This window comes from Acinetobacter sp. YH12039 (genome assembly GCF_013420015.1).
GTDB lineage: Bacteria > Pseudomonadota > Gammaproteobacteria > Pseudomonadales > Moraxellaceae > Acinetobacter > Acinetobacter amyesii.
Genome location: NZ_VOZA01000025.1, coordinates 12,398 through 38,185, shown reverse-complemented (window position 1 = coordinate 38,185; position 25,788 = coordinate 12,398). Strand labels below are relative to the sequence as shown.

At 41.7% G+C, this 25,788-nt stretch carries 19 protein-coding genes; 12 read left to right on the top strand and 7 right to left on the bottom strand.

From position 1 onward, the window contains the following. Positions 1-67: 67 nt before the first annotated feature. Together FTT98_RS11280 and FTT98_RS11275 are read right to left on the bottom strand one after the other, a co-directional pair. Positions 68-2,569 carry an ABC transporter permease gene (locus FTT98_RS11280; RefSeq protein WP_180041180.1) on the bottom strand — a complete coding sequence of 834 codons (2,502 nt, stop codon included), beginning with the start codon at positions 2,567-2,569 and terminating at the stop codon, positions 68-70. Next, positions 2,566-3,297, bottom strand: coding sequence for an ABC transporter ATP-binding protein (locus FTT98_RS11275; protein ID WP_180005271.1), 732 nt, complete (start codon positions 3,295-3,297; stop codon positions 2,566-2,568). The genes FTT98_RS11280 and FTT98_RS11275 overlap by 4 nt, the downstream gene beginning before the upstream one ends. 11 nt (positions 3,298-3,308) lie before the next feature. Between FTT98_RS11275 and FTT98_RS11270 the strand changes: the two genes are divergently transcribed. Further along, on the top strand, positions 3,309-3,938 hold the full coding sequence (locus FTT98_RS11270; protein ID WP_078193022.1) for an arylesterase: 630 nt from the start codon (positions 3,309-3,311) through the stop codon (positions 3,936-3,938). Positions 3,939-4,020: 82 nt separating this feature from the next. Here the strand turns inward: FTT98_RS11270 and FTT98_RS11265 are convergent, their stop codons facing one another. Then, positions 4,021-4,635 (bottom strand): carbonic anhydrase, encoded by a 615-nt coding sequence (locus FTT98_RS11265; protein WP_078189941.1) that lies wholly within the window; start codon positions 4,633-4,635, stop codon positions 4,021-4,023. A gap of 334 nt (positions 4,636-4,969) precedes the next feature. Between FTT98_RS11265 and FTT98_RS11260 the strand changes: the two genes are divergently transcribed. After that, entirely contained in the window at positions 4,970-6,010 is a 1,041-nt protein-coding gene (locus FTT98_RS11260; protein WP_180041182.1) for an alpha/beta fold hydrolase, read from the top strand. Positions 6,011-6,056: 46 nt separating this feature from the next. Continuing rightward, positions 6,057-7,064 carry a hypothetical protein gene (locus tag FTT98_RS11255; RefSeq protein ID WP_180010102.1) on the top strand — a complete coding sequence of 336 codons (1,008 nt, stop codon included), beginning with the start codon at positions 6,057-6,059 and terminating at the stop codon, positions 7,062-7,064. A 37-nt stretch (positions 7,065-7,101) separates the two neighbouring features. Here the strand turns inward: FTT98_RS11255 and FTT98_RS11250 are convergent, their stop codons facing one another. Together FTT98_RS11250 and nfuA are read right to left on the bottom strand one after the other, a co-directional pair. Further along, the gene (locus tag FTT98_RS11250) at positions 7,102-9,297 is read right to left on the bottom strand and encodes a TonB-dependent siderophore receptor (protein ID WP_180041184.1); all 2,196 of its coding nucleotides are present in this window, start codon (positions 9,295-9,297) and stop codon (positions 7,102-7,104) included. 232 nt (positions 9,298-9,529) lie between these two features. Next, positions 9,530-10,168, bottom strand: coding sequence for a Fe-S biogenesis protein NfuA (gene nfuA / locus FTT98_RS11245; RefSeq protein ID WP_078189947.1), 639 nt, complete (start codon positions 10,166-10,168; stop codon positions 9,530-9,532). 158 nt (positions 10,169-10,326) lie between these two features. Between nfuA and FTT98_RS11240 the strand changes: the two genes are divergently transcribed. From FTT98_RS11240 to FTT98_RS11230, 3 genes are all read left to right on the top strand, one after another. Further along, positions 10,327-10,944: a rhomboid family intramembrane serine protease gene (locus FTT98_RS11240; RefSeq protein WP_180041188.1), complete on the top strand. Its 618-nt coding sequence runs from the start codon at positions 10,327-10,329 to the stop codon at positions 10,942-10,944. 248 nt (positions 10,945-11,192) lie between these two features. Then, positions 11,193-11,372 (top strand): hypothetical protein, encoded by a 180-nt coding sequence (locus FTT98_RS11235; RefSeq protein ID WP_180041190.1) that lies wholly within the window; start codon positions 11,193-11,195, stop codon positions 11,370-11,372. Positions 11,373-11,591: 219 nt separating this feature from the next. Further along, positions 11,592-13,142: a hypothetical protein gene (locus FTT98_RS11230; RefSeq protein WP_180041192.1), complete on the top strand. Its 1,551-nt coding sequence runs from the start codon at positions 11,592-11,594 to the stop codon at positions 13,140-13,142. 164 nt (positions 13,143-13,306) lie between these two features. Here FTT98_RS11230 and FTT98_RS11225 read toward each other — a convergent pair whose 3' ends face one another. Beyond that, on the bottom strand, positions 13,307-14,926 hold the full coding sequence (locus tag FTT98_RS11225) for an inorganic phosphate transporter (protein WP_180041210.1): 1,620 nt from the start codon (positions 14,924-14,926) through the stop codon (positions 13,307-13,309). Positions 14,927-15,405: 479 nt separating this feature from the next. On the opposite strand from FTT98_RS11225, the gene metH reads away from it, so the two are divergent. The 6 genes from metH to FTT98_RS11195 all read left to right on the top strand — a co-directional run bounded on the left by metH (position 15,406) and on the right by FTT98_RS11195 (position 24,899). Continuing rightward, positions 15,406-19,095 (top strand): methionine synthase, encoded by a 3,690-nt coding sequence (metH, locus tag FTT98_RS11220; protein ID WP_180041194.1) that lies wholly within the window; start codon positions 15,406-15,408, stop codon positions 19,093-19,095. Positions 19,096-19,186: 91 nt separating this feature from the next. Next, positions 19,187-19,531, top strand: a complete 345-nt coding sequence (locus FTT98_RS18355; protein WP_180041212.1) for a lysozyme inhibitor LprI family protein — start codon at positions 19,187-19,189, stop codon at positions 19,529-19,531. A 72-nt stretch (positions 19,532-19,603) separates the two neighbouring features. Then, positions 19,604-20,059, top strand: coding sequence for a hypothetical protein (locus FTT98_RS11210; protein WP_180007440.1), 456 nt, complete (start codon positions 19,604-19,606; stop codon positions 20,057-20,059). A 421-nt stretch (positions 20,060-20,480) separates the two neighbouring features. After that, on the top strand, positions 20,481-22,211 hold the full coding sequence (gene dhaK, locus FTT98_RS11205; RefSeq protein WP_180041196.1) for a dihydroxyacetone kinase subunit DhaK: 1,731 nt from the start codon (positions 20,481-20,483) through the stop codon (positions 22,209-22,211). Positions 22,212-22,433: 222 nt separating this feature from the next. Further along, positions 22,434-23,111: a DUF421 domain-containing protein gene (locus tag FTT98_RS11200; protein WP_180041198.1), complete on the top strand. Its 678-nt coding sequence runs from the start codon at positions 22,434-22,436 to the stop codon at positions 23,109-23,111. 600 nt (positions 23,112-23,711) lie between these two features. After that, the gene (locus FTT98_RS11195) at positions 23,712-24,899 is read left to right on the top strand and encodes an ammonium transporter (protein WP_180041200.1); all 1,188 of its coding nucleotides are present in this window, start codon (positions 23,712-23,714) and stop codon (positions 24,897-24,899) included. A 75-nt stretch (positions 24,900-24,974) separates the two neighbouring features. Here FTT98_RS11195 and FTT98_RS11190 read toward each other — a convergent pair whose 3' ends face one another. Next, the gene (locus FTT98_RS11190) at positions 24,975-25,673 is read right to left on the bottom strand and encodes an HAD family hydrolase (protein WP_180041202.1); all 699 of its coding nucleotides are present in this window, start codon (positions 25,671-25,673) and stop codon (positions 24,975-24,977) included. Positions 25,674-25,788 lie beyond the last annotated feature (115 nt).

The window sequence follows — 25,788 nt, the reverse complement described above, 5'->3', positions numbered from 1 at the left end:
AAACCTGAACTGCGCACTGGGTTCCTGCTCCACTCTTAACTTGCTCGGCTGTTAAACATCTCCCCCCTTAACTATTCAGTTCACGCAAACTTTCTAAGGGTGGGATGTCGCAAAGATAACTTAAGCGATAACGTCCAATCAATGTACAGACTAAGGTCATGACCAGTGGGAGGATCAACCAAATTTCTGCATGTAGCTGGATGACCAGTTCCATTTTATAACTGACAATCGCACTGATTACTTCGGCAAAAATACACGCCACGACACCTGAAATTAGCCCCATCAAACCAACTTCCAAACTGAGCATCGACTTTAGCTTTTGCTTGGAACTGCCGAAGGAACGCAGTAATGCCACTTCTTTTTTACGTTCATCCATAAATAAATTCAAACATGCAACCAAGACCAAAATGCCTGAAATACTGACCAACAGCGCCAAGATGGTAATAATCTGAACCAATACGCTGACGATGCGTTTGATCTCATCCAAAATCAGACTGACATCAATAAACACGGTATTCGAAAACTGCTGAATTAGACCAATTAACTGATTTTTATCTTGCGGTGGAACATAGAAACTCCCCAAATAGCTGCCGGCATTTTCATCCATGGTTTGGGGAGAAAAAATAAAGAAGAAGTTTGGACTAAAGCTTTCCCACTCCACACTGCGAAGGTTAATTACCTTGGCTTGTAAAATCCCTTCAGGTAGGCTAAAACTCAGTCGATCTCCAATTTGAATACCCAGCTCTTGTGCGGTTTTCACTTCTACCGATACTTCATTGACCTGTTGAAAGTGCTGACTGCCCGCGATAATTTGATTATCTTTCGGAAAAGTTGCAGCCTGCGTAAGATTTAATTCACGGCGTAATGAATTATTGCTTTTAATTAAGGCATCCGAAAAAGGGAGATCATTTTTGGCAACTAAACGCCCACGAATATTCGGGTACATCGGCGTCCCTTGCCAACCATGCAGCTTGAGTTGTTGATTAAAATCCTGTAACTCAAATGGCGGTAATCCATAGACAAATTGGTTAGGTGTTCCTTGTGGCAATTGTTGTTGCCAACGTTCCAGCAAATCCGTGCGCAATACCGCTAAAACCGTGATCAGACTTAGCCCTAATGCCAATGCAGTAATTTGAAATGCCGTTTGATACGGTGTACGTATATATGCTGAGATTTTCGTCCCCCAACTTTTCAAAGCCTTTAAACTGAGCCAGACCATCATATATAGGCCAACACACAGGAAGATGATGGCGCAAATCAGCCACAGGGAGAGTTGAAAATTTTCAGTTAAAACCACACAAAACACCACCAAACTGAGTGTTCCGAAACTGAGCATCCAAAGCATGGAACGTACAGAACGCTCTTGTTGTCGTATCACCCGTGCTGGCGGTGTCCCTAATAATTGCCAAAGACTTGGAAGAACAAATCCTAATAGCACAATCGCACTGGTGAATATTGCAATTGGAAGCGGGCCAAGCAGCATGGAAAGGGCTGAAAACTCTAATTGTAAATTTGGAATCAACTGTAGCATCAGTTGCAATAAGCCATAACCCAATCCCAGACCAATCAAACTTCCAAACAGGATTGAAAGCCCGAGTACAACCAATAGTAAAGCCAAATAAGCACTTAATATTTGCTGTTTGGTCGATCCAATACAGCGCATCAGTGCAATGGCATCCTGATTTTGTTGGACATAGCGCTGACTGGTTAATGCGATGGCGATGCCACAAAGTAGGATGGTTAAAATATTGGCCAGTTGTAAAAACGTTTCTAGGTTGGCAATCGGCTTCATCAAGCGAGTATTGCCTTCACTGGCATTTCTCAATTTCAAACTGCTTTGAGCCGCATCCTGAACCTGCGCTTGATCTGAATTGGCAGCACCACTTTCTGTTTGATCGCCAAATTTCTGCTTATACAGTTTTTCAAAGCGCTGGGTATTTTGTGCATCTCCTGCCATTAACAGGCGATATTCAATCCGACTCCCGACTTGGATGGCATTGGTTCTCGCCACCTCAGATTGCGCAATCATAACCGTCGGTGAAAAACCACTGAAGCCAAGCTCTTGATTGGTATCATGAATGATTTTGGCACTGACTTGAAAAGCAGCATCGGCAATATTAATCTGATCTCCAACCTTTACACCCAATAAATCCATGGCACGAGGACTTAACCAGACCTCACCTGCTTGTATGGAACGGTTTAGTTTCGGTTCTGTTTCGAGTTCACCTCTTAATGGAAATGCAGCATCAACGGCTTTGACATTGACCATGACAAATTGCTGATCAGTGTGCGCCATGCTGCTAAATAGCGTGACATTCGATTGTTTTAATTGCTGTGCTTTGGCTTGTTGTCGCCACTCTTGTGGAATTGGTTCATTGCCTGTCAGCACCAAATCTGCTGCCAACATTTCAGCAGCTTGTAGCGCTACAGCATTTTGAATTTGTACATTACTAAACTTTAAAGCCGTGGTGGCACTGATCGCCAAGGTTAGTGCGATCAATAATAAATACACACCCGTGGTTTTAAAACTCAGCTGTAAGAGTGGTCGAAACAGTGCCAAAAGATTCATGCAGCATCTCCTGTTCGATGCTCAATCAATTGACCATTGACCAATTCAAAATGGCGCTGACATTGACGGGCCAAATCGGCATCATGTGTCACCAATACCAATGTGGTTCCCATTTCACGATTTAACTGAAATAACAATTGTTCAATTTCCTGTGCCGTTGCACTGTCTAAATTGCCTGTCGGTTCATCTGCAAAGATCAGATCGGGTTCACTCACCAAAGCACGGGCAATCGCAACCCGTTGCTGCTCACCACCGGATAAAACTTTGGGAGCTTGATGCGCTTGGCGTTCTAGTCCGACCTTTGCTAACAGTTTTAATGCTTTTTCTTCGGCGGCTTTGACCTGAAAATTTGCTTTTAGCCGTAGCGGCAGCATGACATTTTCCAGTGCCGTTAAATGTGGCAACAACTGGAAAGACTGAAAGACAAATCCAATATGAGCCAAACGGACTTGAGCACGCTGTTCTTCATTTAATAGATGAATGTCTTGACCACAGACCCGTAATTGTCCCGAACTGGCCTGATCTAAGGTCGCCAAAATACCCAACAAGGTGGATTTACCTGAACCAGAACGACCAGTAATCGCAACTTGTTCCCCTGCAAAGATTTCAAGATCGAGTTGTTCGAAGATCGATAACTGTTTTTGTGGAAGTTGTATCTTTTGTGTCAATTGCTGTGCAGAAATAATCGCCTGTGGCATGATGTCAACATCTGTCGTGAGTTGGGTCATATCTTCCCTATATGCAAAATCGCATTCAAAATAATCGTCTATTGAGTTACTTGCTGGCTATTGCACTGATGTTCTGCCCGATGCTGCTCTCTGCCAAAACCATCATGATTTTGGGCGATAGCTTAAGTGCAGGTTATGGTGTTTCAGTGCAGCAAGGTTGGGTCCACTTATTACAAAAACGTCTAGACCAACAGTATCCGAAACAACATAAAGTGGTCAATGCAAGTGTCAGCGGTGAAACCACCAGTGGTGCTTTGGCACGACTGCCTAAACTGTTGCAAACTCATCGTCCAGACCTTGTGGTGATTGAGTTAGGTGGTAATGATGGTTTACGCGGACAGCCCCCTGCACAAATTCAAAAAAATTTAGCGCAGCTGATTCAAAAAAGCCAACAGGCCAAATCGAAAGTCATTTTATTTGGAATGAAAATTCCACCGAATTATGGCAAGGCATATAGCCAAGCTTTTGAAAATAACTATCAAGTGTTGAGCCAACAGTACAAAGTCAAATTATTGCCTTTCTTTATGCAAGGGGTTGCGGGACATAAAAACTTAATGCAACAAGATCAGATCCACCCGAATGCCAAAGCGCAAACAATTTTGCTGAACAATGCTTATCCATTGATCAAAGCAAGTTTATAAATTTAGTTGGTGAAAATCGGTTCATAAAAAAGGCGCTTCATTTGAGCGCCTTTTTTAATATCTTGTCTTTACTGTAATTTGCTTAGAAATCGTAGAAGCTTACTTCACCTGTTTCGAGTGAATACTCAGCGCCTACCACTTTTAATTTGCCTTGCGCAATTAAGTTTTCGAGGACTGCTGAACCATGACGAAGTTGATTCACTGATGCAAAAACGTTTGAACGTACTGCATGCATTGAAAGTTTTTCAAGGTCATCTTTCAATTCAGTTTGCATGAGTATTTCTACAGATGGACGAACGCGGTTCACAATCGACATCAAGTTTGCTGATGGTGGTGTCGCAGGATTAGTTAAAGCTTCAATCGTAGAATGAATCGCGCCACAGTGTGTATGACCCAATACAATGACCACAGGACATCCAAAGCTTTCTGCTGCAAATTCCACGCTACCGACTTGAGACGGTGCCACAATATTACCTGCAACACGAATCACGAATAAATCGCCTAAGCCTTGGTCAAAGACCATTTCAGCAGGAACACGTGAGTCTGAACACCCTAAAATAATCGCAAAAGGTTCTTGGCTTTCGGCCATTTCAGCACGTTGTTGATGCGTCAAAAGCTTCGGGTGATTCGTTTCACCGTTTACAAAACGTTGATTCCCTTTCTTTAAACGATCTAAAGCTTCTGCTGCTGCTAGCATGTTCTAATTACCCTTATCCGAAGTTGCAATATTTTAATCCCAGTCGAATCGATTGTCACTTGCAAAAACAATTGCTGTGAATTTTTTCTACGACGATGCATCTTGATAGAAAATGCTACTCCACATTCATCAAAAAAAATTATTTTTTCTGTAATGGTTCACATTATTAAAACGCAAGTTTAACCACGTCAAAAAAGCAATGGATGACAAAGGTCATTTTTAATTTACAATATATTTCATAAATATACGCTTTTACTATTTCAGCCCATTCTGATAATAGTCATATAAATGATCTAAAAAATATATCGATTCGATTTAACTGGGGTAAACGTCAATGAAAGGAAATCATTCACGCGTTTTTGGCTTTTTTAAGCTAGCAACAATTTGCTGTATGACGTTTACTGCCAACCATGCTTTGGCTACAAATCCATCTCCCATCAGCAAAAACTTGGCCGTACCCTCTATCGTGCAAAACTATTTGAGCCAAGAGCGTAAAGCGGCAGGTTTAGTCACACACAGTGTTCAAGTCGGCAATGTGAATTGGAGTTATAGCGAAGGTGGTCAACGCTCTAAACCCACCATCTTGCTGATTCATGGTTTAGGCGGCTCACGTGATAATTGGAACCGTGTTGCGCATTATTTAACACCGAACTATCACGTGATCATCCCCGACCTTCCGGCCAATGGCGATACCCATGTCCCTGTCGATTTTGATGTCTCTGTCCCGAATGTCACGGAACAACTACGCCAGTTTGTCCTTAAAATAGATATTGAAGATAAACTGAATGTTGCAGGTCACTCATTGGGTGGTTCCATTGCCACGGTATATGCCTCTCAATATCCTTTTGATACCCAAAGTTTATTTTTACTCAACAGCGCGGGCATTTATAAACAAGCCAATACCAGTTATACCCGCGACCCGTATAAACTTAAAAATTTAATCGTTTCAAAACCGGGTGATTTAGATGATGTTATGCATAAACTCATGCAAAATCCGCCCAATGTTCCAACACAGCTTAAAGAAGCGCAGGAAAATATCTTAATTGCGCGTGCGCCCTTCACCAGTAAAATGATCGATCAAGTCGTCACGCTCAATCGAATCTACACCCCTGAAACTTTTGCTCGTTTAACCCGAACGGTGGAAGCCCCAACCCTGATCCTTTGGGGCAAACAAGATAAAATCTTTAATGTTGAAGTGGCTAGCGAACTCAAGTCTTTACTGAAACGTGCGGAAACCCCAGTGATATTAAATAACGTCGGTCATATGCCAATCTTAGAAGCCGAACAACAAGTTGCAGACCATTACTTGCCTTTCCTTGCGAAAAGTCAAAAGTTTAAAAACCCTTTGGTAGATAAACTGATTCAGTTAAACTGAGCATTCGCCATTTTTAGATCCCCATCACTGGGACTTCAGGGAAAGTATGCAGAAAAACCCGATGATTGAGCAGTTGATTGACGCTCAACTGAACTTTTTAGATCAGAGCTTTTCACACAATGATACCGTAGCCACTGAATTCACCCATTTTTATCAATGGTTTCGTAAACAATCTTTGCAGCAGATTTGGAGTTTTGATCAAATCAATGCCTTGTTGCAGAAACAAATTTTAAATACCCCTGCAAGTCAATTTCTGATTGAGCAAATTGCTGAACATATCAAATTTGCACTGATTCATCCTGCAAATGACAGCACCACGATTGCCGAAATCATTCCTGTGTTGACCATTGATAAAATTGCACAGTATGTGGCGAGTAAACAGGGACATCGTCAACGTTTAATTCATACCATGGTCAACAATCCTGCATTTTCAGCCATGATCAGTCAGTTGATTCAACATGCGATACAAGATTATTTAGACAACTCAGTTATTGCGAAATCTGTCCCCGGTGTTTCACGATTTATGAAAATGGGGAAATCGGTACTGGAAAATGTCACTGATACCAATTTAGATAATGCAGTCAGCAAATACTTACAAAAGAATATTTTAAAGCTCAGTCAAATGAGTGAAACCGTGTTAAATCAGCACTTTGATGATCATAAGCTGTACCATTTTCAAGCCAATTTGTGGCATAAAATTAAAGCGCTGCCAGTTTCAGTATTAAAGAACTATGTTGAAGTTCAGGACTTGCCGCAAACAGTTGCCATGGGTCATGAAATTTGGGACTTTATGCGACAGTCTGAGTATATGAAACAGCAAGTGCATGATGGCGTATACGCTTGGTACGTGCGCAATGCAGAACGCCCTTTTGATTTATTGCTACGTGATTTAAATATTGATGAAGCACTGATTCAGCATGAACTTCAAAACTTACTCAATCCTATCGTTCAACAAATGATTGAGTCGGGTTATTTGCGTGAGCGTTCACGTCTCTATTTAGAACAATTCTACTACTCAAGTGAAGCACTGAAAATTTTAAATATCCAAGCATAAAAAAAGCCGCGTGAAGCGGCTTTTCTTTTGGAAATACTTAGAATTGGTATTTCAAACTTGCATAGTAAGCTCGACCCGGCTCGTTATATGTTTGGTTGACCGTTTTATCACGCAGTTTTTGCTCATCAAATAGGTTATTCACACCGATACGAGCACTCAAGTCCGCATTAAATTTATAACCAAAGTTAATGCCTGCAATGCCATAACTTTTCACGCTATCCATCGCCAAGCCATTTTTGCTTTCAAGACTAGTTTCTGCATATTGACGTGGTTTTTGACGACCATATTGGGTATAGACAAAGTTACTGTCTAATCGATCCGTGATGTTGTAGTTCAAAATAGAGTTTATGGTGTAATTTGGAATCACTGAAAGTGGATTGCCAGTACGTTTATCTTCAGAGTTGATCATATAGGTGACGTTATTGGTCCACGTGATATCACCCCAGTCCAAAGAAATACTTCCTTCAACACCTTCCACCAAGGCTTCTGGCGTATTCATCCAACGCAGTACATTATATGTTGTTCCATTTACTTCTAGTTCTTCTAGACGTGTATCCCCTGCAACGATCTTATTTTTATAATCATTACGGAACCATGCAAAGCTTGCATTTACGATGTCTTTTTCAAACTGTACACCTAATTCTTTATTCACTGAAGTTTCAGGTTTGAGATCACCATTACCTTGTAATAAACATTGGCTCAGCCCAATTGGACAGCCATTACCGCGAGTGCTTAACAGATAACCTTCCGCATTTTGGTACATATTGGGTGCTTTATACGCCTTAGCTACACCACCTTTTAGTGTCCAATAGTCACCAAGCTTTTGCGTAATATTGAGACTTGGACTCCAGCTATCGCCTGATTTGCTATGATTATCATAGCGTAGTGCCAAAACGACATCGGTGCTTTCGCCCAAGTTCATATTGTTTTCAATATAGGCCGACGCAATCCGTGAATCCATTTGTGAACGGTCACCAGAGGTCAACACATCACCAAAACCGCCTGTGCCAGCTTGTGTATTAACCGTATCGGTAAAGTCATCTTCAACCCATTCAGCGCCTAAAGTTAATACTTGTGGGACATACCATTGGAACGGCAGATTGGCTTCTGCATTAAAGCGAATGGTTTCTAGATATGACGTTTGTTTATTTTCAAGATTATTAATCTGTCCCTCAGTACTACCGCCTGTTCCTTCAGGTAGGCGTTTATTTTTGGTTTTGTCATATTGCGCAATGAGTTTACTATCGCCCCAACCCCACGTACCTTCATGGGTTAATGCAAAACTATCACGATAAATGGTATTGGTTTCTTCACCAATTAAAGCCGATAGAATAGGCGCTTTGTTTGGATCGGCTGGATCAAATACACTGTTTTGACTGTCACCTGCAAAACGGTTGCCTTGGCGGCCAACACTTGCGTCAAACATCAAGACTTGTTGATCGTTCAACTGCCAAGCCAAACGCCCTGCAATATCTTTATTTTCAACGCCTTCTCGACCCGCCATACGCGCGCCATTGTCCATTAAGGCATTAATATCCGCAGCATCTGAATCGGTTTTGTTATAACTACCGTATAACCGATATGAAAGGACATCTTTGAGAATTGGCCCGCTTAAGTTAAAGCTTTCACGGTGACTTGCGCCCTCTTTAGCGTCTTCAGGTTGATTGGTAAAAACTTCCACAGAGCCATGCACGTCGTTGGTCACTTTCTTGGTTTTAATATTGACCACACCACCCATCGCACCTGAACCATAACGCGCTGCTGCTGGACCACGCAGCACTTCAATCGATTCAATAGCATCTGCAGGTACCCAGTTCGAATCGCCACGTGTATCACGCTCACCGCGCCAGCCATAACGTACTGAGTTTCTCGAATTTACAGGCTTACCATCAATTAAGATCAACGTGTTTTCAGGCCCCATTCCACGGATATCAATCTGACGGTTATTACCACGTTGCCCGGTGGCACTGTTACCAGTCAAATTTACACCCGGCATACGGCGCACATATTCTGAAATATCATTAACAACCGGTATTTTTTCTAAATCTTCTGCCGTAATTTTTGAAGCACCTAATGATTGTTTAACTTGTTCTGCTGCAGTAACAACAATGGTTTCCATCTTCGTTACGGATTCATCTGATGCTTCAGTGTGCACATCTTTTGCATGCGTCAAACTTACCAATGCACAGAGTATTGAAAGTGTAAGCGTTGATTTTAATAGTTGTTTGGTCATTGAGTGCTTCCAAATGAACGTATTTATGGAGAAATCTTGAATATTGTGTTGCACATTGTAACTACCACGAACAATATTGCAACTAATTTTAATAATCATTCTCATTTATATTTGTGATATCACTTATCATCTCACTGTAAAAACCTCAGAAACCATTTAAAAATCTTCGTTTTATTTGATTTAGACAATAAAAAAGCCGCATCATTGCGGCTTTTTTATAACAATACTGAACTTATTTGAAATAAGCACCTTCAGTATTACTGTGATCCGTTTGGTCAACAACGCGCATTAATTCAGGTACATGCTGCTTCAATGTTGTTTCAACACCTTGTTTCAAGGTTAAATCGATTGAAGAACAACCTTGGCAACCACCACCGAATTTAAGCACTGCAGTTAAACCATGCTCTGCATCTTCAACCACTTCTACCAATGCACAGTTACCACCATGACCGGCAAGGCCAGGATTAATTTCTGACTGTAGAACATAAGTGATTCGCTCTTCTACAGAGGCATCTGGACCCACACGTGGCACTTTTGAGTTTGGTGCACGGAAAGTTAACTGACCACCAAAACGGTCTTTGTTATAGTCAATTACCGCATCCAAAAGATATGGAATAGACGGTGTGTCAATAAATGCAGGGAAATCTGGATAGTCTTGTTTATAGTCTGTAGGCACAACTTCTTCTGGTGCACTGTAAGCCATACAACATTCAGCACGTGGCGTACCCGGATTTTCCACAAAAACACGTACACCAATGCCCGGTGTATTTTGTTTATCCAAAAGATCTTTCAAATACTCTTGGGCATTTGGAGTGATCAATAGGTTTGGAATTTCTTCAGCAACTGCTGTGCTGTTGTTCTCAGTCGACATTACAATATTTCCTCAAGCTGAAGTCGCTATTTTAACTTAAGATGCGGGGCATTAGAAAAAAATCAACTAAAATTGTCGGAATTATTCTGAAAGTTCACGCTTTAAGCCGTTTTAATGGCATTATTGAGCATAAATTTTAACAAGTAGAATAGTCATATATGTTGGGTCTACCCTTTAACCACACCGTGACCATTATCCTGATTACGGTGGTGATTTCACTGATTGCATTTTCAAATCAGAAAGTGATGAATCGTTTGTTATTTTGGCCGCCAGCCCTCAGTCGTGGCGAGTATGACCGATTTATTAGCAATGGCTTTATTCATGCAGATGGTGCGCACCTATTATTCAACATGATTACCTTATTTTTCTTTGGTAGCGTGATTGAAAGTTTTTATCGCCAATATTTTTTCGACATGGGCTTTGTGCTGTTTTACTTGGGCGGTTTGATCGCTGCGATTATTCCGAGTTATTTAAAACATAAGCATGATACCCATTGGGCAAGTTTAGGGGCTTCTGGGGCGGTATCTGCGGTACTTTTTGCGTATATTTTGTTTGAACCGTGGAAACTGATTTTTGTATTCTTTATTCCTGTTCCTGCGATTATTTTTGCCGTGCTTTATGTGGCTTATAGTATTTGGTCAGGTAAACGTGGCAACAGCAACATTAACCACAGCGCACACCTTTGGGGCGCAGCGTATGGTGTAATCATGACGATTATTCTTGAACCGAAGCTCATTCCACATTTCTTAAGTCAGTTATTAAACGTTCCTTTCTAAACGTTAAGTCTAAAAAATCAGCTGGATTTAACCTGAAAATGACAGCCTAAACCGTTTCAGTTTAGGCTTTTTTTATTGTGCTTCGTTAAACCGAAATGTCCTTTAATTTTTTTCTTTAGCCAATTTCCCACATCTACAACACCGCACTTTAAATATCGAACTATACAATTTCACAGCAGATTGAAACGCTATCTATCCTTGCCCTGATTTAAACTGAAATGACACAGAATAAAAAAAGGAAAATTCCAATGAAAATAGTCCTGATGTTCTCAAGTTTGCTGTTGACCTGCGTGTTGAGTGCTTGTGCCGTTCACACCCGTGAAGGCAGTATCGTGGTCGACCCAGATCGTAAACACTATCCTTATAATTATCCAAATCGCCATGGCGGCTTTTGCCCGCCCGGACAGGCTAAAAAAGGCCGTTGTTGATTTGCCGTTACTGATTTAATAGCCTCTTCTTTTAAGCCTTCAAACCGAAGGTTTTTCCAATTCCGACAATAAAAATTGACGCTGTATATTCTACGAAAGTTCACAAAAGCACATGACAAATCATATAAATCTGGCACTTTATGCCACCCTATTTTTTAATTTGGCATAGATAATGTATACATCTGTATATTAATGACAAAATTAGCTGAGATATTTTGCATGTCGAATTCAACTGAAGGTCTTCAATTTCCCATTTCGGCTTCAAACCAAAAGCCGAGTACATCTAAAACTGGTCGTGAAATTATCGCTGAAGCCTTAGCTGCAGTTGACCATCACTCTTCTGTACGTGCAAAACAAGAAAAAAACTGGCGTAAAAAATATCCTGAATATTTTAAAGCCTTGGTTGAACATGGGATTCAATCATCTGAAGCCGCGATCAACATTGCTGAGCAAGGTTTAAATAAAGCGCATCACGTCTTTGAGTTTTATCGTGATCAAGGAAAGCATACGCTCAAAGATGCAGTAGCTTTGACTGCACATCCGCTGCATACCGTGAAATTAAAAGGTGAAAGTAACGCTGCACCTGAGTGGTATGTGCCCTATCATGGTCAAAAACTTCAAGGTGAGGCTTTACTGGCTCAGATTCAAAAATGGCAAGATGCTGGCATTATTGAAGCAAGTCATGCCGACGCATTACGTGAAGCCATTGCACACCCAGAATGGTTCGATTTGTCAGATCGGACAATGGTGCTTTTTGGTGCTGCCTCCGAAGCTGGCCCTCTGACGTGGTTAGCAAAATGGAAAGCCAATATTGTGGCAATTGACCTGAATAATGAACGTGTTTGGGATCGAATCTTAAGCACGGTTCAGGCCGGTAATGCCACTTTATATGCACCAAGTCTCGACGCTGTGCATGAAGACACACCCATTCGAGAACTAAAACACAAATTGGGCGCCAATTTACTGACACACATTCCTGAAATTGCACAATGGCTTGCACAAAGTGAACATCAACTAGATCTGGCTGCAATTGCCTATTTAGATGGTGAAAAGCATGTTCGTGTTGCAATGGCCATGGACAGCATCATGGCCTATGTCAGCCAGCAAAAAGCCGACACCAGCTTGATGTTTATGTGTACTCCGACCGATGTCTATGCGGTGCCAGAAGAGATTGTTACGGCAGCGCAAGCCAAATTCCAAAACCGTGCTTCTGCACAAAAGCTTTTGACGCAAAGCATTGCCAAAGTCACAGGTCAGCATTTCTTTAAGCAAAATAATGAGCAAACCACCACAGCAGACAATGGAAAATCCTATGGTATCGCTGACTGTTTGGTGGTGGAACAAGGTCCTAACTACGCACTTGCAAAACGTATTCAACAATGGCGCGCAACTGTCGCACGTCAAAATGGTCAGCGGGTTAGTATCAATATTGCGCCATCCACCACGACCCGCTCAGTAACGAAGAATCCATTATTAAAGGCAGCATTTAATGGTGCGAGTTTATTTGATGTGGAATCCTTCCAACCTGAAACCACCAATGCACTCATGGCAGCTTTATGGATTCACGACTTGAGAAACCCTCAATCGGTTGCTAACCCTGAAACAGCGCTAGACCATCCATTAGAACTCTTGATGCATGGTGCCAACCATGGTGGCTTATGGCGTGTGGCTTATTTGGCGCGTACCGCCTTACCTTTTGCAGCGCTGTATGGTTTCGCTGAAGAAAAACTGCCCGTGAAAAAAGTATTGGGGCTGTTTAAAAAAGCGTAACGGCATTGGTTCAAATAAGTGTTGAACTTTGCAAAGTTTCAACTCGCTAGTTTGATTGTTCTAATTCAGCTCAGTCACCCCATTCAAATCGGTGATGACTGAGATAAAGCCATAAAAAAACGCTGCCGAAGCAGCGTTTTTTTTATACCTAAAATTTGAGTTGCTTAGAACACTTTCAAGAATAACCAGTACAAGCAGCCTGATAGACAGATCGTTGCAGGTAAAGTAAAGACCCAAGCCGATAGAATGGTTTTCACTGTTGCAAAGTTCAGACCCGATTTATTCGCGACCATGGTACCTGCAACCGCAGAGTTAAGTACGTGTGTAGTCGATACTGGCATACCAAAACCATCCGCAGCAGCAATCGTTGACATAGCAACAAGCTCGGCAGACATACCCTGACCATAGGTCATGTGGTTTTTACCAATACGCTCACCTACAGTCACGACAATACGTTTCCAACCCACCATGGTTCCAAGACCCAGTGCCAATGCAACAGCGACTTTCACCCATGTTGGAATGTACTGTAAGAACGAGTCTAGGTGACTACGATATTCTTTCACAGTCTTTTGTTCAGCTTCTGCCATTGCTGGTAGTTGGTCAGCTTTATCTAGACGTTTAAAAGCAGTAGTACTTAAGTACATGTCATTACGAATCGAAGATACTTCTTGTTCAGGAATATCTTTTAAGTCGCCATACTGTGCAACACGCTCACCTAAATGATCGGTCAAACTTGCCAAAGCTGGCACAACTTCTGGGCTGACTTCTTTGGTTTGAATGTATTTGGTGAGTACATCACGTGCTTGTGCATCAGGAATGTCATTATGCTCTGCGTAGATCGCAGTCGCAGTTTGAGCAGATAACTGATGGAAAGATTGAATATGTTGATTATCTAAGTTCTTATTCAATGAATAAGCCAATGGCACACATCCGATCAAAATCAGCATGATCAGACCCATACCTTTTTGACCATCGTTTGAACCGTGCGCAAAACTTACACCTGTACAGGTAAAGATCAAAATTGCACGAATCAGTGGTGGTGGCGGCTTATTGCCTTCTGGTGGTTGAAACAGTTCAAGCTGTTTGCGGAAAATACGCTTGACCAATAAGAAAACGAGAGCCGCAAATGCAAAACCAATCAGTGGCGAGAACAATAACGCCTTACCGACTTTAAGCACCTGCTCCATATCTACACCGCTCGCACCACCGCCTGCATTTAACAGGTAGTTCATGATGCCAACGCCAAGAATAGAACCAATCAAAGTATGCGAACTAGACGCAGGGATGCCTAAGAACCAAGTTCCTAAATTCCACAAAATCGCTGCGATCAACATAGCGAAAACCATGGCAAAACCTGCACCTGAACCGACATTCATAATCAATTCAACAGGTAATAAGGCAATAATGCCGTAAGCGACTGCACCACTGGCAACCATTACGCCTAGGAAGTTACAGAAACCCGCCCACATTACCGCAACCGGTGCTGACAAGGCGTTGGTATAAATCACTGTTGCTACTGCATTTGCAGTGTCATGGAAGCCATTTACAAATTCAAAGCCAAGTGCGATGAATAAGGCTGTGCCCAATAAAATCATTGAATAAAGACTTAAAGGCGGAACATGCGCTAAATCGGCAGTCACCTGAAAACCAATATAAATCAACGTTGAAATAATCAGCGTTAAAAATACCGGCATAAAGAATTTCGGTGTAGGCACATGAACATTCGTGGACTTTTGAGGAGTCGACGTGTGCGCTGAATCTACGGGAGTTTGTTTAGAATTCATGCAGGCAGGAATAGAGGATTTTAAAATCCCCATATTGTTCAATTTAATTATGACAATTATATGACAAAGCGGTGTCATATAAAGCAATTTTTCATGCTTTATTTGTTTTTTTTAGGTGTTTAAAACCGACTCCTACACTCTACTTTCATAAAGTAAATCAGTTATTTAATCTACGTATTTAAACTTTATTTTCTTTGAAACCCAATGTTTCAGCTTTTATTTCATCTGTCATGTTTTTTTGTCATATTGCATAGCCCTGCTGGATGTTTTTTAATCTTGCCTGAGCAATATGACAAATTCATGAAGCTTTCCATACATTTATATGAAATTGGAATATGAAATTATCAAGTTGCAATATTGATCATTAATTCAACAAGCTAATAATTGCGCGCTGTGAAGATGGTTGAATATCAATAAAACTGCAATGAATTCTGTTAATATATTTGCCGATTTTATATTCCATCGGATTGGGGTTATTTATGTCCACGCTTGCCACCCTAAAAGAGCTGCTCGCTCAACGGATTCTGATTATCGACGGTGCAATGGGCACCATGATTCAGCGTCATAAACTCGAAGAAGCTGACTACCGTGGTGAGCGTTTTGCAGATTGGGCATCTGACCTCAAAGGCAATAATGACCTATTGGTGTTGACGCAGCCGCAAATCATTCAAGGCATTCATGAAGCCTACCTCGATGCTGGTGCAGACATCATTGAAACCAACAGCTTTAACGGCACAAAAGTTTCAATGTCTGACTACCACATGGAAGATTTGGTATCAGAGATCAACCGTGAAGCAGCGCGTATTGCCAAAGCCGCTTGTGAAAAATACTCAACGCCTGAAAAACCGCGTTTTGTAGCAGGTGTGCTTGGGCCAACTTCACGTACTTGCTCAATCTCGCCAAATGTAAATGACCCAGCATTTCGTAATATTACTTTTGATGAGCTTAAAGAAAACTATATTCAAGCTGCGCATGCTCTGATTGAAGGCGGTGCCGACATTCTGCTCATCGAAACCGTATTCGATACTTTAAACTGTAAAGCTGCCATTTTTGCAGTGAAAGAAGTCTTCAACCAAATTGGCTACGAATTGCCATTGATGATTTCAGGCACCATTACCGATGCCTCAGGTCGTACATTAACAGGCCAAACCGCAGAGGCGTTCTGGAACTCTGTGCGTCATGGTGATTTATTGTCGATTGGCTTTAACTGTGCCCTAGGTGCAGATGCCATGCGTCCGCACGTCAAAACCATTGCTGACGTTGCTGATACTTTTGTTTCGGCGCATCCGAACGCTGGCTTACCAAATGCCTTCGGCGGTTATGATGAAACCCCTGAAGAAACAGCTGCCTTTATTAAAGAATTTGCAGAAAGTGGCTTGATTAACATCACTGGCGGCTGCTGCGGTACTACGCCAGATCATATCCGTGCTATTGCCAATGCCGTAAAAGACATTGCGCCACGCCAAGTGCCAGAAACCAAACCCGCTTGCCGTCTCAGCGGTTTAGAGCCGTTCAACATTACAAAAGATTCGCTGTTTGTAAACGTCGGTGAACGTACCAACGTGACAGGTTCTAAAAAATTCCTACGTTTAATCCGTGAAGAAAACTTTGCCGAAGCTTTAGAAGTTGCACAGCAGCAAGTTGAAGCCGGTGCTCAGATTATCGATATCAACATGGATGAAGGCATGCTGGATTCAGAAGGCGCAATGGTGCATTTCCTGAATCTTGTAGCCTCTGAGCCTGAAATTTCACGTGTGCCTATCATGATTGACTCATCAAAATGGGAAATCATTGAGGCAGGCTTAAAATGTGTACAAGGTAAAGCGGTTGTTAACTCGATTTCTTTGAAAGAAGGTTATGACGAGTTTGTACACAAAGCACGTTTGTGCCGTCAGTATGGCGCTGCCGTGATTGTGATGGCCTTTGATGAACAAGGTCAGGCAGATACTGCTGCACGTAAAAAAGAAATCTGTAAACGCTCATACGATGTACTGGTAAATGAAGTGGGCTTCCCTGCTGAAGACATCATTTTTGACCCGAACGTGTTTGCAGTCGCTACAGGTATCGAAGAACACAACAACTATGCTGTGGACTTCATTGAAGCGACTGGCTGGATTAAGCAAAACTTGCCACACGCGATGATTTCAGGCGGTGTGTCTAACGTATCGTTCTCATTCCGCGGTAACGAACCCGTTCGTGAAGCGATTCACTCCGTGTTCTTATACCATGCTATTCAGCAAGGCATGACCATGGGTATCGTCAACGCAGGTCAAATGGCGATTTATGATGATATTGACGCTGAACTAAAAGCTGCCGTTGAAGATGTGATTTTGAACCAAAACCAAGGTGAAAGTCAGCACGATGCAACTGAAAAGCTGCTTGAAGTAGCTGAGAAATACCGCGGTCAAGGCGCTGCGCAAAAACAAGTTGAAAACTTGGAATGGCGCGAACTTCCAGTTGAAAAACGTCTTGAACATGCTTTGGTGAAAGGCATCACAACCTTCATTGATGAAGATACGGAAGAAGCGCGTCTAAAATCAGCTCGTCCGCTAGACGTGATTGAAGGCCCGCTGATGGACGGCATGAACGTGGTTGGTGACTTGTTCGGTTCGGGCAAAATGTTCCTGCCGCAAGTGGTAAAATCTGCACGTGTGATGAAGCAAGCTGTGGCTTGGCTGAACCCGTTCATTGAGGCTGAAAAATCTGGCGGTCAGTCTAAGGGTAAAGTCCTGATGGCGACTGTGAAAGGCGACGTACATGACATCGGTAAAAACATCGTAGGCGTGGTACTTGGCTGTAATGGTTATGACATCATCGACCTTGGCGTGATGGTGCCTTGCGAGAAGATTCTGCAAACCGCCATTGATGAGAAAGTTGACATCATCGGCTTGTCTGGCCTAATCACTCCGTCATTGGACGAAATGGTTTTTGTTGCTAAAGAAATGCAACGTAAAGGCTTTAATGTTCCGCTAATGATTGGCGGTGCAACGACTTCTAAAGCGCACACTGCAGTAAAAATTGACCCGCAATATTCAAATGATGCTGTGATTTATGTTGCCGATGCATCGCGCGCGGTAGGTGTAGCGACTACCCTTCTTTCTAAAGAAATGAAACCGAAGTTTGTTGAGGAAACCCGTGCTGAATATGAAAAAGTGCGTGAGCGTATTGCCAACAAACAGCCAAAAGCAGCTAAGCTGACTTATGCTGAATCGGTTGAAAATGGTTTGAAAATCGATTTCGCTGCCAATGCGCCTGTGAAGCCGAACTTTATTGGTACGCAAACGTTGACCAATTATCCATTGGAAACATTAGTTGAGTACTTTGACTGGACACCGTTCTTTATTTCTTGGAGCTTGGCGGGTAAATTCCCTGCGATTCTGACTGATGAAGTGGTGGGTGAAGCAGCAACTGACTTGTATGAACAAGCGCAGACCATGCTGAAAGATATTATTGACAACAAACGTTTTGATGCACGAGCTGTGTTTGGTATTTACCCTGCTGCCCGTTCAGGTGCGGACACGGTTCAAGTGTTTGATGAAACTGCGAAAACAGTGACGCATACTTTTGAGCATATTCGTCAGCAGTCTGACAAAGTGACAGGTAAACCAAACTTGTCATTGGCGGACTTTATTGCGCCTAAAGGTGTCGCAGAAGACTACTTGGGCGGTTTCACTGTATCGATCTTTGGTGCAGAAGAAATGGCCAATGAGTACAAAGCTAAAGGCGATGACTACTCTGCAATTCTTGCACAATCTTTAGGTGACCGTTTTGCGGAAGCGTTTGCGGAACATTTGCATGAGCGCATTCGTAAAGAGTTCTGGGGCAACCAAGCGTCTGAAACCTTAAGCAATGAAGAATTGATTAAAGAGAAGTATGTGGGCATCCGTCCTGCACCGGGCTACCCTGCTTGTCCTGAGCATTCTGAAAAAGCGCCATTGTTTGATTGGTTAGGTTCTACCGATAAAATTGGTACGCAATTGACTTCTAGCTTTGCAATGTGGCCGCCTTCATCTGTCAGCGGTTTCTACTATGCAAACCCTGAAAGCCAATACTTTAACGTGGGTAAAATCGCAGGCGATCAGCTTGAGGATTATGCAAAGCGTAAAGGCTGGACTTTGGATGAAGCGAAGCGTTGGTTAGCGCCGAATTTGGATGATTCAGTTCAATAATTAGTTTGAAAAAATCCCCTCGTGTGAGGGGGTTTTTTATTTATAATCAAAAATCTTAAAAACACATAAACGAATTTTATAAAATGAAAAAATATTCTTACTTTTAGTTTTACCTTTTATTTCATCTTTTGCTTTTGCAGAATGTAAGACAAGTAATGTTTATGATGAAATTGCCTGTTATGAAAAAGAATTAAAATCTAATAAAACCAAGCTCAACCAAACTTATCAAAAGCTTTATAACACTATGGATGAGGAAGGTCAGAAAATTTTAGAAACCTCTCAAAAGAATTGGTTGTTATATAAAAATAGTCATTGTGATGAACTCGTATCTTATCTATCTAGCAGTGTACAAGGTGCAGGATCTAAGTTAATCAATCTATCATGCAATGCCGATCTTATTGACCAGAGAATCAAGCAATTAAATCAGTTAGAATAATAGCCCCCCTACCTTTAGCCTTTAAAAATAAAATGAACTTTTTTTAATTTTGTGAATAGTTGGTGGCTCGAAATGATTATGGAAATAAGCTTTGGTATTGTGTGTTTAATAGGATCCGTTTTTGTATGGAAATACACACATTCACTAATTTGGATTATCATTTTTATGTCATGCTTTGCACACATGGGATCACTTATTATTGATCATTTTCGTACGCAAAAAATTAATGATGCCATGCAATCAAAACATAAAGTCAAAAAATGCGGCACATATACAGGTCATTCAACAATTCTGCGAGGAAGTCATCGCAACTCATGGCAACAAATTATTTTCCATTTCACAATGTTAGATGGTAAAAATCTTAGTTTCCCTGAATCAGATCAAATTTCTATGACTGGAAGCCATTTTGAATATTTGGAAAATCCACCACAATCAGTTTGTTTAACCTATGCAGAAAATTATTCAGATAGATTTGGTTATTATTTTTTGACTGATATCCATTTCAACAAAAACTTAATTAAAAAATAATCTATCCTAGTAAAACAATAGACATGTCTTAAAAAATGAGAATCTCACTAAATCAGATGTATTGGGATTCCTTTATAGGAAATTTCAAAAAACGCTAAAAGACCACTCATCAATCCGTCCTAGCACCTACCCATTCCTCCTCCCCCTTGCTAAGCAATGCGTCTCATCCCAGAGTGAGAGGGAGCTTTCATTGTGAATTAAAAACTTTATGAATTTATTAATGGATATTACCCCTATAATAACCTTTAAGCATTGATTTAAAACAAAATGAAAGTAAGGGTTAGGGAGAGGTAAAGTTTCAAAAGCTCAATCTATACTTTCCAAACCATCCGTTTTTACATTATTTAATCAGCAAAAAACTTCAAATTCCTGAATAATTAAAACTTAGAACTCTCCCCTATAAATACAGATTGGTACATCCATGAAAAAACTCATGAACGGTGCAGAAAACATCGTAATTGAAATGTGCAAAGGCTTTGTTCTTGCCCACCCAGAACTCGCATTTAACGAGTCACACAAAATCATTTCACGTAAAGAAAAACACAATAACGTGGCACTTATCAGTGGTGGTGGTAGCGGTCACGAACCTGCCCATGCAGGTTTTGTCGGTACAGGCATGTTAGACGCTGCCGTATGTGGGGACGTGTTTGCATCTCCATCGCAAATTCAGGTCTATAAAGCCTTACAACACGTCGCAACCGACAAAGGCGTGTTGATGATCATCAAAAACTATTCTGGCGATATGATGAATTTCCAGAATGGCGCAGCCCTTGCAACTGAAGACGGCATTAAAGTTGACTATGTAAAAGTGGCAGATGACATTGCGGTTAAAGACAGCCTATATACAGTCGGTCGTCGTGGTGTTGCAGGCACAGTATTTGTACATAAGATTGCAGGCGCAGCAGCATCAAAAGGCTTAGAACTTGCAGACGTAAAAGCGATTGCTCAAAAAGCTGCGGACAACGTCATTAGCCTTGGTTTTGCTTATAGCTCATGTACTGTTCCAGCCAAAGGCACGCCAACGTTTACTTTGGCTGATGACGAAATGGAATATGGCGTCGGCATTCACGGTGAACCCGGCATCCGTCGTGAAAAAATCTTGCCATCCAAAAAAATGGCACAGCGCATCGTGGATGACCTGTTCCTTGACCGCCCAGACATGAAAGAAGTTGCAGTCTTGGTCAATGGCTTTGGTAGCACACCGCTGCAAGAGTTGTATGTCTTTAACCATGATGTATGCGAACACCTTGCACGTAAAGGTATCAAAATTTACCGCACATTTGTCGGCAACTATATGACCAGTATCGACATGAATGGTGCATCTGTGTCCTTGCTTGCTGTCGATGATGAATTGAAAACTTACCTCGATGCAGCAGCCAACACCCCTGCATTTAAAATGGATGGTTCAGCAGCACAGCCTTTAACTTTTGCAACTAAAAATGCTGCTACCGAAGCTGTGGTGAACACCCAAGTTGAAACACAGCCTGAACATGCGGTGATTAGCAATGAACAATTCACCATCGAAAACATGCGCTATATAGTGGATGTGATGTCTGCCTGCATCATTAGAAATGAAGTGCCATTCTGTGAACTAGACGCGCATGCAGGTGACGGCGACTTCGGTATGAGCGTGGCGAAAGGCTTCAAGCAATTAAAACGTGAATGGCAAAGTCTAATTCAAGCGCAGCAGATGGATGAATTCATGCTGAACTGCTCAATGATCATTATGGAACACTGTGGCGGTGCGTCTGGCCCAATCTGGGGTTCAGCATTCCGTGCGGCAGCGAAATCAATTCAAGGCAAATCAGTTTTAACTGTCGCTGATTTCGCAGAGATGCTGCAAGCAGCAGTCAAAGGCATTCAAACTACAGGTGAACGTTCATTTGGACGTGGCGCAGTGGTGGGCGATAAAACCCTGATTGATGCTTTAGTACCATGTGCAGATTCATGGTCTGCCCATACCGATAAATCATTTAAAGAAAATTTTACATTAGGTGCAAAAGCGGCAGTTCAAGGCGCTGAAAATACCAAAGAGATCGTGGCGCGTATGGGACGTGCGGGAACTGTAGGCGACCGTAGTCTTGGCTATCCAGATGCAGGCGCACATGGTTTAGGCGTGATCTTTACGGATATTGCTGAACATATTAAATAACTGAACGTTTTAAAAAATTGCCAACCCACATCAAAAGCATCGATTCGTCGGTGCTTTTTTATGACTATTTTAAAGCACTTTTTTCATCAAATATCTCATGCATACAATACCGTTAGCATGAAATCCATTTTCAAATAATACTTAAAAATTAACACAATTGAGCTGCTTTACCGCCCAGCGCTTTGCTAAGTTAAAACACATAACGATTAAAAAGGATGAGACATGGATTTAAATCAAATATTCATCCATGACACTAGATGGACTTTTGCTGCCGAAGTGATTTTGCGTAGCGTCACTATGTTCGTTTTAATCATCGTATTCTTACGCCTTACAGGGAAACGTGGCGTTCGTCAGTTGTCTATTTTTGAGGTCGCGATCTTACTCGCTTTAGGCTCAATTGCTGGCGATCCGATGTTTGATGAGGAACTCCCCCTCTTACAAGCGCTCATTGTGATGACGGTGGTGATTGGTTTATACCGAGTAATCACTTGGCTAATGATGAAATACCAACCCTTTGAAGATTTAATTGAGGGTAAGGCCTTATACATTGTTGAAGATGGTGAATTGGTCTTAGAGAAAATCAAACAAGGAAAAATGTCGCATGATGAATTTTTATCTGAAATGCGCCAGCAAAATGTTGAACATTTAGGGCAAGTCCGCGTCGGTCTATTAGAAAGTGATGGCAAATTTAGTATTTTGTTTTATCCACCTGAGCAGGTACGTTATGGACTGCCACTATTTCCGAAACCCTACAAAGCGGTTCGAGATATCAAAATGCATCAGCTGTATGCCTGTACGCACTGTGGCAAAACCATGTACATTCACGGTGCTCAGGATACCTGCCCGCGCTGCGGATGTTGTGACTGGGCTGAAGCGATTAATACACAGCGTTTAGCTTAAGCATTCAACGCTTAAACTTAAAACTCCTGTGCCGCTTCAATTAAACACGTCATCAAATACAGTTAGATCCAACGACCATCACCACAGATTCACCCCTTGAATGTTTTTCGCCATCTAAAAGTGCAGCAGCAGAGATTTCATTGGTTAATATCTGTGCATTAATTCAGTTCAGGCAAGACATACAGATTTCAAGTTTTAATGACCCCAAGATGCTCAGACAGACTACCAAAAATGTATCATTCGTCAATTTTCAGTTTCATTCTCGCACTAACATCTATCATTCAGATAAAAATACAAAATAATGGGCTGCCCTGAATTAACTCAGAAATGGCGCTATTTGTTTTTCATTTTTTAAACAGATTCAAAAAACATAGTTTTTCACTTAATAATCATTCATTTAATTTTCTCATTGCAAAACACAATTGCACCACTTTGGTGCATTATTATTACACTCATGCAAGTCTTTGCTTTATATCGAGTCTTCTACATTTTTTAGTTTTTTTAATCAAAATTTCCCTCTCTCACTCCTCTTTTCGAAATTATTCCGCTCGATATACTGAACTTCTTTTCGTGAACTAGCGCACTAAACTGGAACACCTTATGCAAAATATAGATCTCCTCTTTCTCCTTCTTGGTGCAGTCTTGGTTCTTGCCATGCATGCTGGCTTTGCATTTTTAGAATTAGGTACAGTACGACATAAAAATCAGGTCAATGCGCTGAGTAAAATTTTGACTGACTTTTCTATTTCCGCAATTGCATACTTTTTTGTGGGTTATTACATCTCTTATGGTCAGCACTTTTTCCATATTGGGGACACTTTAGCAGCCGATCATGGCTACAACTTAATGCGTTGTTTCTTCCTGCTGACTTTTGCCGCAGCCATTCCAGCGATTATTTCAGGTGGTATTGCTGAACGTGCAAAAATGCGGACTCAAGCGATTGCCACATTATTATTGGTCGCTTTGGTCTATCCATTCTTTGAAGGCATGGCATGGAATGGTAATTTTGGGCTACAAGCATGGTTAGAACGCACATTTGGCGCAGCCTTTCATGACTTTGCAGGTTCGGTCGTGGTACATGCCATGGGCGGTTGGATCGCTTTAGCTGCAGTACTTTTACTCGGTGCGCGTCATGGTCGTTACAAAAAAGATGGCCGTATCAGTGCGCATCCACCTTCAAGTATTCCTTTTTTGGCACTCGGTTCTTGGATTCTCATTGTCGGTTGGTTTGGCTTCAACGTAATGAGTGCTCAACGCCTTGATGCGATTTCAGGATTAGTCGCGATTAACTCTCTCATGGCGATGGTCGGTGGCACATTGGCGGCAAACTTCATGGGTAAAAATGACCCGGGCTTCCTTCACAACGGCCCATTAGCAGGTTTAGTCGCTATTTGTGCAGGTTCTGACGTGGTTCACCCTGTAGGCGCATTAATCATTGGAGCAATTGCTGGAGTTATTTTTGTAAAATTATTCACTTACACGCAGAACAAACTCAAAGTTGATGATGTACTCGGCGTTTGGCCACTACATGGTGTCTGTGGTGCTTTCGGTGGTATTGCAGTGGGTGTATTTGGACAAAAATGGTTGGGCGGTTTAGGCGATATTTCAATGATCTCCCAATGTATCGGTACGCTGCTGGCGATCGTGATTGCATTGGCAGGTGGTTTCATCGTTTATGGTCTACTCAAAGTCACAATGGGCATTCGCTTAGATCAAGAAGAAGAATTCCGTGGAGCAGACTTAAGTATTCACCGTATTTCGGCAAACTCTGAAGAAAACATGTTCTAAACAGCACAATCTAAAGCGGCATTTATGCCGCTTTTTTTACCCTGAACTTCGCTTAAAGCTTGAGTTTAAATCACCTTATTTTAGAAAATCTAAGACCTGATCCAAATGCTGAATTTTATTGGGAATGCTGTGCTGTTGTTCTGCACTTAAAGCATGAAAGCCTTCAAGCAAAACGGCAGACATCCCTGCTTGGCTCGCACCATAAATATCATTGACAGGATGATCACCAATAAATAAACACTCGGTTTCCGTCACGCCCAACTCACGACAACTATGCTGAAATATTTCAACTTTGGGCTTACTGATCCCGGCACTTTCCGAACTGATGATCTGATCAAAATACGATGCAAAACCCAGTCCATTTAAAATGTTCAGGCGTGTGGCATGTCCACCATTCGACACCACCGCCAATTTATACTGCTGTTGTTTTAGTTGCTGCAGCAAGCTCAATGCTCCTGGCATCGCCACGGCAAACTGACCGAAGTACTGAAACCAAAATTTTGTGAGCTCATCAAAATCGGGTTGATGTATCCAATCCAGCTCCGTTTGTAGAGCATAAGCGACAGATGCCCCAATACTGGGATGAGTAAGGAGTTCTTTTTTCGGATATCCCCCATTATCTATACGGTTAATAATACGTTTAATCTGTACAAGGTCTACCTCCGCCAGCGTCGACTGATAAGACTCGGCTAAGTACTGCGTATACGCCTGAACGCTGTGATCTCGGTGAGTCAAAGTATTATCTAAATCAAAAAGGACTGCACGTATGCTCATAAATCTTTATTACTGAGTTTTCAAAAACTTTAACACAAAGCCTGTTCTGCTTTATGCACCTTCTTCACTATCGATATCGATACAGTTCAAATACCCAGTTAAGTCTGATTTAAGT

Bases quoted from the DNA above. Each gene is read 5' to 3' on its own strand.
- FTT98_RS11280 (WP_180041180.1), bottom strand. From the start codon at position 2,569: ATGAATCTTTTGGCACTGTTTCGACCACTCTTACAGCTGAGTTTTAAA.
- FTT98_RS11275 (WP_180005271.1), bottom strand. From the start codon at position 3,297: ATGACCCAACTCACGACAGATGTTGACATCATGCCACAGGCGATTATT.
- FTT98_RS11270 (WP_078193022.1), top strand. From the start codon at position 3,309: ATGCAAAATCGCATTCAAAATAATCGTCTATTGAGTTACTTGCTGGCT.
- FTT98_RS11265 (WP_078189941.1), bottom strand. From the start codon at position 4,635: ATGCTAGCAGCAGCAGAAGCTTTAGATCGTTTAAAGAAAGGGAATCAA.
- FTT98_RS11260 (WP_180041182.1), top strand. From the start codon at position 4,970: ATGAAAGGAAATCATTCACGCGTTTTTGGCTTTTTTAAGCTAGCAACA.
- FTT98_RS11255 (WP_180010102.1), top strand. From the start codon at position 6,057: ATGCAGAAAAACCCGATGATTGAGCAGTTGATTGACGCTCAACTGAAC.
- FTT98_RS11250 (WP_180041184.1), bottom strand. From the start codon at position 9,297: ATGACCAAACAACTATTAAAATCAACGCTTACACTTTCAATACTCTGT.
- nfuA (WP_078189947.1), bottom strand. From the start codon at position 10,168: ATGTCGACTGAGAACAACAGCACAGCAGTTGCTGAAGAAATTCCAAAC.
- FTT98_RS11240 (WP_180041188.1), top strand. From the start codon at position 10,327: ATGTTGGGTCTACCCTTTAACCACACCGTGACCATTATCCTGATTACG.
- FTT98_RS11235 (WP_180041190.1), top strand. From the start codon at position 11,193: ATGAAAATAGTCCTGATGTTCTCAAGTTTGCTGTTGACCTGCGTGTTG.
- FTT98_RS11230 (WP_180041192.1), top strand. From the start codon at position 11,592: ATGTCGAATTCAACTGAAGGTCTTCAATTTCCCATTTCGGCTTCAAAC.
- FTT98_RS11225 (WP_180041210.1), bottom strand. From the start codon at position 14,926: ATGAATTCTAAACAAACTCCCGTAGATTCAGCGCACACGTCGACTCCT.
- metH (WP_180041194.1), top strand. From the start codon at position 15,406: ATGTCCACGCTTGCCACCCTAAAAGAGCTGCTCGCTCAACGGATTCTG.
- FTT98_RS11210 (WP_180007440.1), top strand. From the start codon at position 19,604: ATGATTATGGAAATAAGCTTTGGTATTGTGTGTTTAATAGGATCCGTT.
- dhaK (WP_180041196.1), top strand. From the start codon at position 20,481: ATGAAAAAACTCATGAACGGTGCAGAAAACATCGTAATTGAAATGTGC.
- FTT98_RS11200 (WP_180041198.1), top strand. From the start codon at position 22,434: ATGGATTTAAATCAAATATTCATCCATGACACTAGATGGACTTTTGCT.
- FTT98_RS11195 (WP_180041200.1), top strand. From the start codon at position 23,712: ATGCAAAATATAGATCTCCTCTTTCTCCTTCTTGGTGCAGTCTTGGTT.
- FTT98_RS11190 (WP_180041202.1), bottom strand. From the start codon at position 25,673: ATGAGCATACGTGCAGTCCTTTTTGATTTAGATAATACTTTGACTCAC.